Consider the following 15,002-nt stretch of genomic DNA (forward strand, 5'->3'; position numbering starts at 1 on the left):
GACGTTCCGAAAACCCGGCCTTGCGCCGGGTTTTTGCTGCCTGGCGTTGGGCGATCCTGCCCTAAGCCCCCCTTGTCGCCGAGGCGGCAGCTGTGCTCAAATGAACCAAGAGGAGAAACGGCGGGCGCGGTTTACCGGCACATCACGCAGACTGAACATCAGGCTATGCCGGGGGCGGCAAAAGGGGGAAACATGCGATACACACAGGCCATCATGGCATTGGCCATGCTCGTGCCAACCGGCGCTGCTCAAAGCCACGCCGGGGAACTGACGCCGATACTCGTGTCCGGCGGAAGCTGCGGCTGGTACGTCGTGCTCGGCTGCGGCAAGCGGGCCACCGACCAGCAAAACAAGCGCGACGACCTTGGCGGACCGAATGCCGGCGGCGGCGCTGGACTGCGCGTGATCACCACCAACGACTACGCCAATTTCCGACCGGGCTATTACTGCGTCGTCGACGGACCCTATGCGAATAAGAGCGACGCCCAGAGCATCGCCTGGGCCGAAGCCGTTCCCGACGCCTATGTCAAAAAGGGCTGTTGATCATCCGGCCAAAAGCGCTGTCCCTGAACATGGTCAACCAGGCTTCCCGGCGGGCAGCGGCGGGCACACGCAACACCGTCACAGGTGAACCCCTTCCGACGGGTTCAGTCGAGCAGTGATGCAGACCCGCCAATGACAGGACCGCATCACCGTTTGCTGTCTCGGGATCGACGTCCTGCCCCAGAGGCAAGGTCGTTCACAGATCAACATCCCGACCGAAGGCAAAGCGCGACCGGCGGCTTGACTCCGTCGATAACGCCCAGGTTCAGCAAACGCCGCTTATTTCAGCGGCAGGTGGATATCCGTCAACAGGTCGATGGGTGCGGTATCGCGCGGATTGTTGACATATTCCTCGAACCTTACGGTATCGCGAAATTCCCTGCCCGATTGCGGCAGCCAGACCCCGTAAAGCCACTGATAGGCCTTGTGCATGTCGGCATAGGGTCCCTTGTGTCTGAGGATCGCATATTCGCCGCCCTCAAGATGCTGGTGGACGAGTGTTTCCTGTGTGGGCACATGCTGTCCTTCGGTAACGCAGGCGAAGGAACGCAGTCTGTCTTCCGCAACGAGATCCGGATCGTCCAGATAGATGCCGACCATGCGCATGTCTGGACGAAAGAGGTTGTGTGCCATAAGCGTGCCGCCTAGTCTCTCGAAAGCACGGTCGATCGCCATATAGGACCCTTCATGGGGCACCCCGACGAGTTCGCGGGGGGCGAGGGTTTTCATTGTGACATCGTACATTGCGGATTTACCTTTTTGCGGATTCGATTGAAAGATCGTGTGGCTGCCCTCCCTCCGATACCGCGCAGGCGGCATGCCGAACACCGACTTGAAAATCCGGTTGAACGACTGAAGATTGGGGTAGCCCGATCGTCTCGCTATCTCCTCGACAGAAAGAACCGTGCCCACCAGATCGCCGGCAGCCCTGTGCAACCGCAGGCGCTTGACGGTAGCCGCCAGCGTCTCGCCATGCACGGCCCGGTAAACACGGTGCCAGTGATGCGGCGAGAGGCAGGCTATCTCCGAGAGCCGATCAAGATCGAGCTCTTCGTCAAGATGATCATGGATATAGGCCGATACGCGCTGCAAGCGGCGTTCATAGGCGGCCCAGATGCTGGTGTCTTTCATGTCGTCCCTCAAGCAAGCCGAACACGCGCAAACAAGCATATTGCCATTTGACAAATCCTGCGAACCCTTCGCCTCCAGATCAGCGGCAGGCCGAGCCGCTGAATGCAAAAAACCGGATCTCGCGATCCGGTTTTGCAAACTGTGCAGAGAATTCCGCTCTCAGCCGGCGATGGCTGCGGCAACCGCCTGAATGGCATCCGCCGCCTTGTCGCCATCCGGTCCGCCGGCCTGGGCCATGTCGGCGCGCCCGCCGCCACCCTTGCCGCCAAGGGCTGCAGAGGCGATACGCACCAGATCGACGGCGCTGACCTTTGCCGTCAGATCGTCGGTGACAGCAACAACTGCGCTTGCCTTGCCGTCGCTCGATACGCCGATGAAGGTGACGACGCCGGAGCCGAGGCTCTTCTTGCCATCATCCGCAAGGCTCTTCAGATCCTTCGGATCGACGCCGGTGACGACCTTGCCGAGGAACTTGATGCCGGCGATGTCCTGGACCTGATCGGCCGCGCCGCCAGCTTCACCACCGCCCAAAGCGAGCTTCTTCTTCGCCTCGGTCAGCTCGCGTTCCAGCTTGCGGCGTTCGTCCATCAGCGCCTCGACACGGGCGGCGACCTCCTGTGGTTGCACCTTGAGGCTGGTAGCCAGCGCCTTCACGCGTTCATCCTGCTCATTCAGATAGGCAAGCGCCGAAACGCCCGTGAGCGCTTCCAGACGGCGCACACCGGCACCAACAGCACTTTCACCGACGATGCGAACCAGGCCGATCTCGCCGGTTGCGCCGACATGCGTGCCGCCGCAGAGCTCGACCGAATAGGCACGGCTGGCCTTGGAGCCACGCAGGCCCTGCCCCATCGACACGACCCGGACTTCGTCGCCGTATTTTTCACCGAACAGCGCCATCGCGCCCTCGGCAATGGCATCGTCGACGCTCATCAGGCGCGTCGTGACGGCCGTGTTCTGGACGATGATCTCGTTGGCCATCTCCTCGACGACCTTCAACTCCTCGGCGGTCATCGGTTTCGGATGGGACACGTCGAAACGCAGGCGCTCCGGCGCGACCAGCGAGCCCTTCTGCGCCACATGCGTGCCGAGAACTTCGCGCAACGCCTCGTGCAGCAGATGCGTCGCCGAATGATTGGCCCGCAGGCGCGCACGCCGCGCATGATCGACGGTCAGCGCCACCGCGTCGCCGGTCTTCACAATGCCGTCCTCGATCGTGCAGCTATGCACGAAAACGCCCTCGCCACGCTTTTGCGTGTCGGTGACCAAGAGTTTTGCACCGTCGGAAACGATCACGCCGGTATCGCCCATCTGGCCACCGGATTCGCCATAGAACGGCGTCTGGTTGAGGACGATCTGAACCGTCTCGCCCTTGCCCGCCTGGTCGATCGCCTTGCCGTCCTTGACGATGGCGAGCACGACGCCTTCGGCGGTCTCCGTATCATAACCGAGGAACTCGGTCGCGCCGACCTTCTCGCGCAGCTCGTACCAGATCGTCTCGGTCGCCTTGTCGCCGGAGCCCGACCAGCTGGCGCGCGCCTCGGTCTTCTGGCGTTCCATGGCGGCACCAAACGCGGCCGTATCAACGCTGATCCCCTTGGCGCGCAGGGCGTCCTGCGTCAGGTCAAGCGGAAAGCCATAGGTATCGTAAAGTTTGAAGGCCGTTTCACCATTCAACTGGTCGCCTTCGGCAAGATCGGCCGACGCGTCGGACAAAAGCCCGAGACCGCGTTCCAGCGTCTTGCGGAATCGGGTTTCCTCGAGCTTCAACGTCTCGGAAATCAGCGATTCGGCCCGCAGCAGCTCCGGATAGGCGCGGCCCATCTGACCAACCAGCGCCGGCAGCAGCTTCCACATCAGGGGATCGCGGGAACCAAGCAGCTGCGCATGACGCATGGCGCGGCGCATGATGCGGCGCAGCACATAACCACGACCCTCGTTCGACGGAAGCACGCCATCAGCGATCAGGAAGGCGGAGGCGCGCAGATGGTCTGCAATGACCCGGTGGCTGGCGCGCTGGTCGCCTTCCGCCTTGACGCCGGTCGCTTCCTCGGAGGCGGCGATCAGCGCGCGAAAAAGGTCGATGTCATAATTGTCATGTTTGCCCTGCAGCAAGGCGGCAACGCGTTCCAGGCCCATGCCGGTATCGATCGATGGCCGCGGGAGATTGACGCGCTCCTCCTTGCTGACCTGCTCGTACTGCATGAAGACGAGGTTCCAGATCTCGATGAAGCGATCGCCATCCTCATCCTTGGAACCGGGTGGTCCGCCCCAGATATGGTCGCCATGGTCGTAGAAGATTTCAGAGCACGGCCCGCAGGGACCGGTATCGCCCATCGCCCAGAAATTGTCGCTGGTGGGAATGCGGATGATGCGGTCTTCGGAAAGGCCGGCAATCTTCTTCCAGAGATCAAAGGCCTCGTCATCGGTGTGATAGACGGTCACCAGAAGGCGCTTGGCATCGATCCCGAATTCCTTGGTGATCAGTGTCCAGGCAAGCTCGATGGCGCGCTCCTTGAAATAATCGCCGAACGAGAAATTGCCGAGCATCTCGAAAAACGTGTGGTGGCGAGCGGTATAACCGACATTGTCGAGGTCATTGTGCTTGCCGCCGGCACGCACGCATTTCTGCGCGGTGGCCGCCGTCGAATAGGGCCGTTGCTCAAGTCCGGTGAAGACATTCTTGAACTGCACCATGCCGGCATTGGTGAACATCAGCGTCGGATCGTTGCGCGGCACCAGCGGGCTCGACTGTACGACCTCGTGGCCGTTCTTCTTGAAGTAGTCGAGAAATGTCGACCGGATTTCATTCACGCCACTCATCTTGCGCCCTTACCTAACATCCAAACCGCCATGCGACCGGTTCACCGGCCTTGCGGCACCACATCCCCAAAACAACGCAGCAGCCAAAGCTGCCAGCCGTTTCCCCTTCGTGACAGCGTCGCGCCGCAAACGGTCGCACAACAGTCGCTGAAATTCATTGATCCGCTGCAATTCTGCAGCCGAGCCACAGGCTTTTATCGCCCGGGCAAACCCCTGTCCAGCGGACAAAGGAAAACGTCCAGCGGGCAAAAGAAAACCGGCCACCCTTGCGAGGCGGCCGGTCGAACAAAACCAGAAAGATCCCAAAAACGCTACAGGGAGCCGTCCGCACCGTCGTCACCCGCTTCCGGACCGCCATTCTCCAGAAACTTCTCGGCAATCAGACCGGCATTCTGGCGAAGCAACAGTTCGATTTCATTTGCCGTATCCGGATTGTCGCGCAGGAAGCTCTTGGAATTTTCCCGACCCTGCCCGAGACGCTGGCTGTTGTAGGAGAACCAGGCGCCGGATTTCTCGACGATACCGGCCTTGACGCCGAGATCGACCAGTTCACCGGTCTTGGAGACACCCTCGCCATACATGATGTCAAACTCCACCTGCTTGAAGGGCGGTGCCATCTTGTTCTTGACGACCTTGACGCGGGTCTGGTTGCCGACAACCTCGTCACGCTCCTTGACCGCGCCGATGCGGCGGATGTCGAGGCGTACGGAAGCGTAGAATTTCAGCGCATTGCCACCCGTCGTCGTTTCCGGCGAACCGAACATGACGCCAATCTTCATGCGGATCTGGTTGATGAAGATGACCATGCAGTTGGATTTGGAAATCGACGCCGTCAGCTTGCGCAGCGCCTGGCTCATCAGACGCGCCTGCAGACCCGGCAGGCTGTCGCCCATTTCCCCTTCGATTTCCGCACGCGGCACCAAGGCTGCGACCGAATCGATGACGAGAACGTCGATCGCGCCGGAACGCACCAGCGTGTCGGTAATTTCAAGTGCCTGCTCGCCGGTATCGGGCTGCGAGATCAGCAGATTTTCGAGGTCGACCCCAAGCTTGCGGGCATAGACCGGATCGAGCGCGTGTTCGGCATCGACGAAGGCGCAAATGCCGCCCTTCTTCTGGGCCTCTGCGATCGTCTGCAGCGCCAGTGTCGTCTTGCCCGAGCTTTCGGGGCCATAGATCTCGACGATACGGCCGCGCGGCAGGCCGCCGATGCCAAGCGCGATGTCGAGGCCGAGCGAGCCCGTCGAAACGGTCTCAACTTCGACGATGCTGTCTTTTCCGCCGAGCTTCATGATCGAGCCCTTGCCGAACGCCCTTTCGATCTGGGAAAGTGCCGCGTCCAGTGCCTTGCTTTTATCCACCGATTTTTCCTCTACGAGCCGCAAAGAGTTTTGTGCCATGTGATCCACCTTTAGGTTATTGAAGCTGCCGAGGCAATGAAGACGACCTGGAAAGATTTGTACACTTTTTGTTCTGTTTTTGCAAGAGGTACTCAAGTCAATGAACTATCATCGGAAAATGGCATTTGTTCTATTTTTGTTCAGAGTGTTTTTTCGACCTGGAACGACCATAAGATGCCCCGCTGCCGGGGCGCTGGGCCAAGGCTGCGATTCGGCGCAAAATGTGTAAGGGAGCGGCAATGACGAACGGCCAGATCTGTGTTTTCGGAGGCGCGCACATCGATCGTCGGGGTCGCATCAGCGGAACGACAGCAGCCGGTGCCAGCAACCCCGGCGCCTGGTTCGTGGAGGCCGGCGGCGGCGGTTTCAACGCCGCCAGAAACTTGGCGCGCCTGGGCCATCGCGTTCACATGATCAGTGCCCGCGGCGGCGACGCGGATGGTGAAACGGTGGCTCAGGCAGCGGAAGCCGCTGGCGTCATTGATTGCCCCTTCACCTTTCTCGATCGCAAGACGCCGAGCTATACGGCAATCCTGGAAAGCGACGGCAATCTCGTCATCGCCCTGGCCGACATGGATCTCTACCGGTTGTTTTCGCCACGTCGTCTGCGCCAGCGCGCCATGCGCGACCTGCTGGCCGGCTGCGCCATGGTGATTGCAGATGCGAACCTGCCGTCCGAAACGATTACCAGTCTGGTGTCGGCCGCGACGGCGCAGAACAAGATTGTCGCCGGCATTGCGATCTCTCCGGCCAAGGTCACCCGCTATTCCGCATGCCTGGACGGCTTGACCTTCCTGTTCATGAACCAGGCAGAGGCGCGCGCGCTGATCGGCGGCGATGTCGAGGCTGCAGAAGAATGGCCGGTCCGACTTCGGGCCGCAGGCCTGAACGGCGGCGTCGTCACCCGCGGCGGCGAACCGGCCATCGCCTTTCACGGCATGCATTCGGTCAGCGTCGCGCCGCCGTCGCTCGAGGCGCTGGGCGATGTCACGGGTGCCGGCGATGCGCTGGCAGCCGGTTTTCTGTCTGCCCATGCGAACGGCGCGGATCTCGCCAGCAGCCTGCGCCACGGCATTGCCGCTGCCGGCATCACCGTTGGCTCGGCGCTTGCCGTTTCCGAAAAAATCTCCCAGCAAGCCGTTTTGGAAACGATAGGGCTTGTGCCGCCAGCCAAAACCCTGTCATGAACGCGCCGCGAAAAGCTGCAGAGGATAAGCCATGACCAAGTCGTTTTCCCCGTTCCTGCCGATGGAATATTCAAACGAAGTGGCCGCCGCCAAGGCGCGCAATGCACCGATCGTGGCGCTGGAATCGACGATCATCACCCATGGCATGCCGTATCCGGGCAATCTGGAGATGGCCCGCAGCGTCGAGGCGATTATCCGAGAGGAAGGCGCCGTTCCTGCGACGATCGCCGTGATCGATGGCGTTCTGCATATCGGTCTCGATGATGCAAAGCTCGAGGCGCTCTCGAGGACCAGCGGTGCCATGAAGCTGTCGCGCGCAGACCTCGCCTTTGCCATTGCTGAACGACGCACGGGTGCAACCACGGTCGCGGCGACGATGATTGCGGCGTCGCGCGCCGGCATCCGCGTCTTTGCCACCGGCGGCATTGGCGGCGTGCACCGCAAGGCCGAGGAAACCTTCGATATTTCGGCCGATCTCGAGGAACTGGCGCGCACCGGCGTCATCGTCGTCTGCGCCGGTGCCAAGGCAATCCTTGATATTCCAAAGACGCTGGAAGTCCTGGAAACCCGCGGCGTGCCGGTCGTCACCTATGACAGTGACAAATTCCCCGCCTTCTGGTCGCGCGATTCGGGCCTGAAAAGCCCGCTGATGCTCAACAGCCCGGCGGCCATCGCCAATTTCCAGACGATGCGCGACCAACTCGGCGTCGATGGCGGCATGCTGGTTGCCAATCCGGTTCCGGAGAAGAACGAAATTGCCCGCGAGGAAATGGAGATCTACATCACCCGCGCGCTTGAGAATGCAATCCGGGACGAGATTTCCGGCAAGGCGGTGACGCCCTATCTGCTCGACAGCATTTTCCGGATGACCGATGGACGCAGCCTCGAAACCAACATCGCCCTGGTCGAGAACAACGCCCGGCTTGCCGCCGAAATCGCCGTCGCGCTCGCATGAGCAAGGCATAAGGCGTATCGGGCACCGGCTGCTTAGGCGCATGCCGGATCAGCCGGCGATCGCGGTCCGCTCTTCGAGGAGATCGAGGGTCTGTTGCACGGGCATCGGGCGCCCGAAATGGAATCCCTGCATGATGGAGCAGCCGAGCCGCCGCAGGATGGCCACCTGCTCCACGGTTTCCATGCCCTCGACCACGCAGACACAGCCGATATTGCGGCAGAGATCGACGATCGTCTTGACGATGTTCTGGCTGAGCCCGTCGGCGCCGATGTCGACGATGAAGCTGCGATCGATCTTGATCTTGCGCAAAGGCAGGCGATGCACGTAGCCGAGACTGGAATGTCCGGTGCCGAAGTCGTCGAGCGCAATGCCGATACCACGTTTGATCAACAGGTTGAGATTGTCGCGCGCCACGTCGAAATTGGTCATGACGGCTGTTTCTGTCACCTCAAAATCGAGATTCTGCGGGTCAAACCCGCTCTCCTCCAGAATGGAGAGCAGCGTCTCCAGCGTCGATCGGGAAACGATGTCGCGGGCGGAAAGGTTGAAGGACAGCCGCGTCGGCTGTGGCCATTGGACGGCCGCATCCAGCGCCTTGGCAAAGAGAATGGCCGTCATCTGCCCCATCATGCCGCAGCGCTCGGCGGACCGGATGAAGACATCAGGCGCAACACGCCCGAGCTTTGCATTGTCCCAGCGGGCCAAGGCTTCGAACCCCAGAACCTGCTGCGTATCCGTATCGATGAAGGGCTGGAACAGCACATGCAGTTCACGCTCGAGATCGGCGCTCTTCAGTTCCTGGTCGATGCGGCTCTGCTGCATGATTTCACGTTCGTGCTCCTGCGAAAACACCACGGTGCCGCCGCGCGAATGCTGCTTGGCATGGTAAAGCGCAAAATCCGCCTGTTCGAACAGGTGGGCCGCATTGGCTTCGCCCGTCGAATGCTGCGCGAAGCCCAGCGATCCCGAGACTTTCGCCGTGATGCCGTTGAGGTAAAAGGGCTTCTGCAGTTCCGCGCAGACAGCGCTCCCCAGTCGCGACAGCGCCGCCTCGTCAAGATCGGCGTCGACGATCAGACCGAACTCGTCGCCGCCAAGCCGGGCCGCAAAGATGTTCCGGTCGGTGAACAGGCTCAGGCGCCGTGCTGCCTCCATCAGCAATCGGTCGCCGGCGGCATGGCCGAAGGCATCGTTGACCGGCTTGAAGCCATCGAGATCGATGATGCCGACCGCAAGCGGCCGGTTCTCGCGGACAGCAGCGGCAAGCCGGAAATCCAGTTCTGACCGAAAGCTGCGACGATTGGGCAGGTCCGTCAGGCTGTCGAGATTGGCAAGCCGGCGGTTTTCGTCGCTGAGCAGCTGCGTTTCCTGCTGCTTGGCGATCAACGCCTTTTGCGAGCCGATGAGATCCGTGAAATCGCGATACTGCGTGAACAGAATATAGACCATCGCGCCGACAACGAGCACCATGTTGAAGGCGATCGCCACAAAAACGGCATTTCCGGTCGAGGCAAAGAACACGGTGAAGGGCACAAGCACTGCAGCCGTCACGACCAGCGCCGCAGCCCGCACATGCATCAGGCAGAATATGCAGCTTATGACAGTATTGGCCATATAGAAGGCGACATGCCCCTTGGCGTAGGCATCACCATAGGGAAACAGCGCCAGCGCCCACGCGGTGAAACAGAGGCCAAGCACACCAGCCAGATAGACCGTTCCCTGCAATTGCCGGACGGCCTTCGCGTGCGGCACGGCCCGGCGGCGTGTCCGCCACCAGACACAGATGCGGATAAGACAGCCGAGATAGAGAACAGAGGGCAGATAGACGCTCAGTGCCAGCGGTGCGCTCTCGAAATGTGTTAGCGACAAGGCAATCGTATTGGTCATCAGCGTGAAGTAAAGCAGGGGGACCTGCTTGGTGAAAGCCGAAAGCTGAGCCTGAATCAACTCAGGATTCTTGCTGTCAATCACCAAAAGCCCAGCCAACGTCCGAAACATCCCCACCTCCTCTTAGCCTGGACGATGCTCCGGGATAATGATGAAGGTTTGCTGAAACATCCACATCAAAAAGGGCGTGAATGGAGTTTGATGTCAGTGGAATATACTTGGGGACCCGAAAAACAGGGTGGCACTCCTGCGCGCCCAAAAGACAACGCCGACTTTTTGTGCAGGCGGTACAGGCGGCATCGGCGTCCGTCAGCGACCGTTCGGCATCACGATTGCAAAATTCGACCATTACCGCCGTGCCTCCCCAAGAGTACCGGTGTTACTTTATGACTTGACTGTAATCTTGATGAAATATTAGCCGGTTAGCGTGGTTCGTGAGCAATATTAAAAAGCTGTGCGCTGATTCCTTGAGGCTTGAAACACCGCCTTCATGGGTCTATACACCGCCGACATGAGATGTTCTTCAGGAGAATCGCGTTGAGTGAGAAGATCGATCTTGGTACCTTCGTCCTGTCAGAAGACGACGAATTTATGAGTGCAAGCCAGCGTGCCTATTTCCGTGCGAAACTGAACGCTTGGAAAAACGACATCCTTCGGGAAGCCCGCGAGACGCTTGGCCATCTGGCCGAAGAAAGCGCCAATCACCCTGACCTGGCCGACAGAGCCTCCTCGGAAACCGATCGGGCAATCGAGTTGCGCGCCCGTGATCGGCAGCGCAAGCTGATTTCGAAGATTGACGCTGCCCTGCAGCGGCTTGACGAAGGCACCTATGGTTACTGTGAGGAGACCGGAGAGCCGATCGGCTTGAAACGTCTGGATGCCCGACCGATCGCCACCCTGTCGATCGAGGCACAGGAACGGCACGAGCGTCGCGAAAAGGTCTATCGCGACGAATAACACGCAATCTGGTCTTGCGGTTTTGCCTTGGAAATTTAAACGGCGCGGCTTGTCTGCGCCGTTTTCCGTTGCAGCATTGGCGGTTTTGACTGCCCTGCCCTGCCAGCGCCATAGCCTCGCGTGCCGGTCGCGACCGACTGCGCATTAACGAGACGTTTTGAGCCGTCAAGCGCATCGCGCCGCCGGATCAAGGTTTGCGGTTGCCGGCGATTTCGCCAAGCATGCGGTTCATTTCCTCCTCCAGCGAAGGCTCCTGCCGTGCTGCGGGTCCATCCAGCTTCGGCTCCTGGCGTCCGGCACTGGCAGGCCGATTGACCGTATCGGAACGCGCAGACGATTCCGGCGTCAGCCGCTGCAGGTCGCCACTGATCTCGGCGTCCAGAAAACTTTCGAAATCCGCGGGCGGTTTTTGCGCCACAGGCTGAGCAAGGGCAACCACTGCGGCCTGCGCCGGGCGTGCCTGCTGCGGTATCTGCGCCGTCGTGCCACTGGCGGCAAGCACCCGGTTCCTGGCGGCATCGAGGATGTCTTCCGGGGCGCTGCTTGCCGGAAAAGGTGTCGCAGCCATGCTGGCACTGACAGGTTGCTCCCGGGAAGGAACAGCCTGCGACGGCAGGCGATCGATCGTTGACGGACGCGGCAAAACAGCGGTCTCGTCGCGCGGTATCCTGACCTGCGCCGGGGGAACCACCTGGCGGGGCTGATCCGCCATCTTTTCCGGACCGTCGCCGTAAAGCACATTGGCCATCGCCGAGACCGGCGCCGCCCTCGTCTCGGGCGAAGGCTGTTTTTGCGGCTGTTGCACGACACGCCGCTCCGCAGTCGGCTGAGGCAGCGCTGGCTGCTCCTGTGGCATGGGCGTCGCCTGCCGCGGCGGCGCGATGCGGGTCTCGATGACGATATCCGTCGGACCGCCGATCATGATCAGATGCTCGACGTCATCGCGCCGGACCAGCACCAGCCGCCGGCGGGTATCGATCGCAGCGGCATCCAGCACAGCCAGTCGTGGCTGGCGATTCTTGCCGCCCCGGATGAAGGGAGACGATGGCCGGTTTCGAATGAACCAGAAGACGCCGACGAGGCAGAGAAGCGCAAACGCAACGACTAGCGATGCCACGATGAACTTCGCACCGTTCGTCCCAAGCATCTCTTCCATTATCGTCACACTCCGTTTCGTACAAAAATCATGCCGCCACTTGACGGCTTTTTTCGGGCCTATTCAACCCGGTCATCAGCCATTGTCCAAAGGAGACTGGTGAAAGCCGTTTTTGATCGGGTGATCAAGGCGATATCGGCGGAAACAGACATTCCTTGTGAATTGACCATGTCTGCGTCCAAGCAAGTGCTTTTTGCTTTTGCCATGCGCTGTTAAAGATGATTCTTGGCTGATGTTCGGCGAGGCGTTGCCTCACGGAACCGGGGCCGGTGGCAACACCGTGTTCGGGTCAGACTTGCCGGACAGACGCCCGTTCATTCCCGATCGGTGCAGCCGGCGATCAACGAGGCGCGTATGACGAAATTGCGACAGGCCGGGGACTATCATATGCCCATCGTGGACCGCGGCACACGCCCCGGCACGGTGCTGCGCATCATCCTCCTGGCCATCGTCCTGACGGTTTCGGCCGCCGCCTTCGTCGTCTTCAAGAGCCAGCTCGAAAACGAGATCGTGCTCGGCATCCTCGGCATCCTGGCGATGGTTGGCATTTTCTTCCTGGTCTCGTCGATCATCGGCTTCATCGAAGTCATGCCGCAGTCGCGGCCCGACGATCTGGCGCGTGCCTTCCTCGACGCGCATGAAGACGGCACGCTGGTCACCGATCGCAAGGGCCGGATCATCTACGCCAACGCTGCCTATGGCGCGCTGACGGGCGCCACCAAGGCAACCGAGATCCAATCGCTCGAAACCATCCTGTCGCGCAATCGCGAGGCGACCGAGGCGATCTACCGGCTGACCAACGGGCTGCATGAAGGCAAGGCCGGGCATGAAGAGTTCCGCCTTCTGAAGCCACTCAGTTCCAGTGGCGGATCCGCAGGCTCCGGCGCCCACTGGTTTCGCCTCAAGGCGCGCGTGTTGCCGCTCGAAGATGGCCAGCGCAATCCGCTCTATCTCTGGCAGGTCTCCGACATTACCTCCGAGCGGGACGATCAGGAACGGTTCTTCAAGGAACTGCAGAACGCCATCGACTATCTCGATCATGCGCCGGCCGGCTTTTTCTCGGCCGGAAAAAAGGGCGAGATCTTTTACATCAACGCCACTCTGGCGGACTGGCTCGGGCTCGATCTCACCAAGTTCCAGCCGGGCTCGATGAGCATTGCCGACCTGGTGGCCGGCGAAGGCCTGGCGCTGGTGCAATCGGTTCAGGCCGAGCCGGGACTGAAGAAGACCAAGGTGCTCGATCTCGACCTGCGCAAGGCCAACGGCCAAAGCCTCGCTGTCCGCCTCGTGCATCGTGTTTCGTCCAACCGCGACGGCGCACCGGGCGAAAGCCGGACCATCGTTCTGTCGCGGGCCGGCGATGACGAAAGCGACCAGTCCGCCTCGATCGCGGCCATGCGCTTCACGCGTTTTTTCAACAACACGCCGATGGCCATCGCCTCCGTCGATGGCGCAGGGCGCATCCTGCGAACCAACGCGCCGTTCCTCAAGCTGTTTTCCGCGGTCGTCTCGCGTGACGACATGGAGCATGGAGCCTTCCTCGAGACCGTCGTGCACGAGCCCGACCGTGCGCGCCTGCGCGAGGCGCTTGATGCCGCGAAGGACCGCCAGAGCGACATTGCGCCGATCGATTCGCTGCATCCGAAGGACGAGACGCGGCATTTCCGGTTCTACGTGAATGCGGTTATCGACCAGAGCGACCAGGCTCCGGAAGAGGCAGCGATCGTCTATGCCGTTGAAATCACCGAGCAGAAGGCGCTCGAAACCCATATGGCGCAGACCCAGAAGATGAATGCGGTGGGCACGCTCGCCGGTGGCATCGCGCATGATTTCAACAATGTGCTGACCGCCATCCTGCTGTCCTCCGACCATTTGCTGCTGTCGGCCCGCCCTTCCGACGCAAGTTTTGCCGACCTGATGGAAATCAAGCGCAACGCCAACCGCGCGGCGGTCCTCGTGCGCCAATTGCTCGCCTTCTCGCGCAAGCAGACCATGCGGCCGACCGTTCTCAACATGACCGACGTTGTCGGCGACCTGCGCATGCTCGTCGATCGCATGACCGGAACCAACGTCAAGCTCGAAGTCGACTACGGCCGCGACCTCTGGCCGGTCCGTACCGATCTCGGCCAGTTCGAGCAGGTCGTTCTCAATCTCGCCGTCAATGCCCGCGATGCTATGCCCGACGGTGGTGTCATCACCCTGCGCACCCGCAATCTTCCAGCCGGCGAGGTTGCAGCCCTCAGCCGCCGCGACCTGCCGGAAGAGGACTACGTGATGATCGAGGTCTCCGACCAGGGAACCGGTATCCCGACGGAAATCCTCGACAAGATCTTCGAACCCTTCTTCACGACCAAGGAAGTTGGCAAGGGCACCGGCCTCGGCCTCTCCATGGTCTACGGCATCATCAAGCAGTCCGGCGGATATATCTATCCGGAATCCGAGATGGGCAAGGGCACGACGTTCCGCATCCTCCTGCCACGCTATATCGAGGAAGTGGTGACGGATGCCGCCGGCAACATCGTCACGGAAACGGTCCCTGCGCTGGGAACGGTCAAACCGTTCAAGACCGAGGAACCGACAGACCTGACCGGCGATTCCGCGGTTGTTCTTCTCGTCGAGGATGAGGAGGCGGTTCGCCGCGGCGGCAAGCGCATGCTGGAAACCCGGGGCTACACCGTGCATGAAGCCGGATCAGGCGTCGAAGCTCTGGAGATTATTGCCGAATTCGGCGACACGATCGACATCGTTGTGTCTGACGTCGTCATGCCGGAAATGGACGGACCGACGCTGCTGCGCGAATTGCGCAAGATCCACCCCGACATGAAGTTCATCTTTGTCTCGGGCTATGCCGAGGATGCCTTCGCCCGCAATCTGCCGGCCGATGCAAAATTCGGCTTCCTGCCAAAACCCTTTTCGCTCAAGCAGCTGGCGGTGGCCGTCCGCGAAATGCTGGATTCCTGAAC

Annotated in this window: 10 protein-coding genes; 5 read left to right on the forward strand and 5 right to left on the reverse strand. The window is 60.9% G+C overall.

The window, feature by feature from the left end:
* Positions 1-192 precede the first annotated feature (192 nt).
* Positions 193-543, forward strand: a complete 351-nt coding sequence (locus AX760_RS18830) for a hypothetical protein (protein ID WP_071834528.1) — start codon at positions 193-195, stop codon at positions 541-543.
* Between the two features lie 279 nt (positions 544-822).
* Here the strand turns inward: AX760_RS18830 and AX760_RS18835 are convergent, their stop codons facing one another.
* From AX760_RS18835 to recA, 3 genes are all read right to left on the reverse strand, one after another.
* A complete protein-coding gene (locus tag AX760_RS18835) occupies positions 823-1,674 on the reverse strand; it encodes an AraC family transcriptional regulator (RefSeq protein ID WP_071834529.1) in 852 nt (283 codons plus the stop codon).
* Positions 1,675-1,833: 159 nt separating this feature from the next.
* Positions 1,834-4,497, reverse strand: coding sequence for an alanine--tRNA ligase (gene alaS / locus AX760_RS18840; protein ID WP_071834530.1), 2,664 nt, complete (start codon positions 4,495-4,497; stop codon positions 1,834-1,836).
* A 311-nt stretch (positions 4,498-4,808) separates the two neighbouring features.
* Entirely contained in the window at positions 4,809-5,897 is a 1,089-nt protein-coding gene (gene recA, locus AX760_RS18845) for a recombinase RecA (protein WP_071834531.1), read from the reverse strand.
* A gap of 239 nt (positions 5,898-6,136) precedes the next feature.
* Here recA and AX760_RS18850 point away from each other — a divergent pair, with 239 nt between their 5' ends.
* Together AX760_RS18850 and AX760_RS18855 are read left to right on the forward strand one after the other, a co-directional pair.
* A complete protein-coding gene (locus AX760_RS18850; protein WP_071834532.1) occupies positions 6,137-7,084 on the forward strand; it encodes a carbohydrate kinase family protein in 948 nt (315 codons plus the stop codon).
* A gap of 31 nt (positions 7,085-7,115) precedes the next feature.
* Positions 7,116-8,039: a pseudouridine-5'-phosphate glycosidase gene (locus AX760_RS18855; RefSeq protein ID WP_071834533.1), complete on the forward strand. Its 924-nt coding sequence runs from the start codon at positions 7,116-7,118 to the stop codon at positions 8,037-8,039.
* A gap of 48 nt (positions 8,040-8,087) precedes the next feature.
* Here the strand turns inward: AX760_RS18855 and AX760_RS18860 are convergent, their stop codons facing one another.
* Entirely contained in the window at positions 8,088-10,037 is a 1,950-nt protein-coding gene (locus AX760_RS18860; RefSeq protein ID WP_071834534.1) for a putative bifunctional diguanylate cyclase/phosphodiesterase, read from the reverse strand.
* 426 nt (positions 10,038-10,463) lie between these two features.
* On the opposite strand from AX760_RS18860, the gene dksA reads away from it, so the two are divergent.
* Entirely contained in the window at positions 10,464-10,883 is a 420-nt protein-coding gene (gene dksA / locus AX760_RS18865; protein ID WP_071834535.1) for an RNA polymerase-binding protein DksA, read from the forward strand.
* 187 nt (positions 10,884-11,070) lie between these two features.
* On the opposite strand, the gene AX760_RS18870 is transcribed toward dksA, so the two are convergent.
* Positions 11,071-12,039, reverse strand: a complete 969-nt coding sequence (locus AX760_RS18870) for a flagellar biosynthetic protein FliO (RefSeq protein WP_245295055.1) — start codon at positions 12,037-12,039, stop codon at positions 11,071-11,073.
* 387 nt (positions 12,040-12,426) lie between these two features.
* Here AX760_RS18870 and cckA point away from each other — a divergent pair, with 387 nt between their 5' ends.
* A complete protein-coding gene (gene cckA, locus AX760_RS18875; protein WP_425348871.1) occupies positions 12,427-15,000 on the forward strand; it encodes a cell cycle histidine kinase CckA in 2,574 nt (857 codons plus the stop codon).
* Positions 15,001-15,002: the final 2 nt, after the last annotated feature.

It is taken from the genome of Pararhizobium antarcticum, from assembly GCF_001885585.1.
Taxonomy (GTDB): Bacteria; Pseudomonadota; Alphaproteobacteria; order Rhizobiales; family Rhizobiaceae; genus Pararhizobium; species Pararhizobium antarcticum.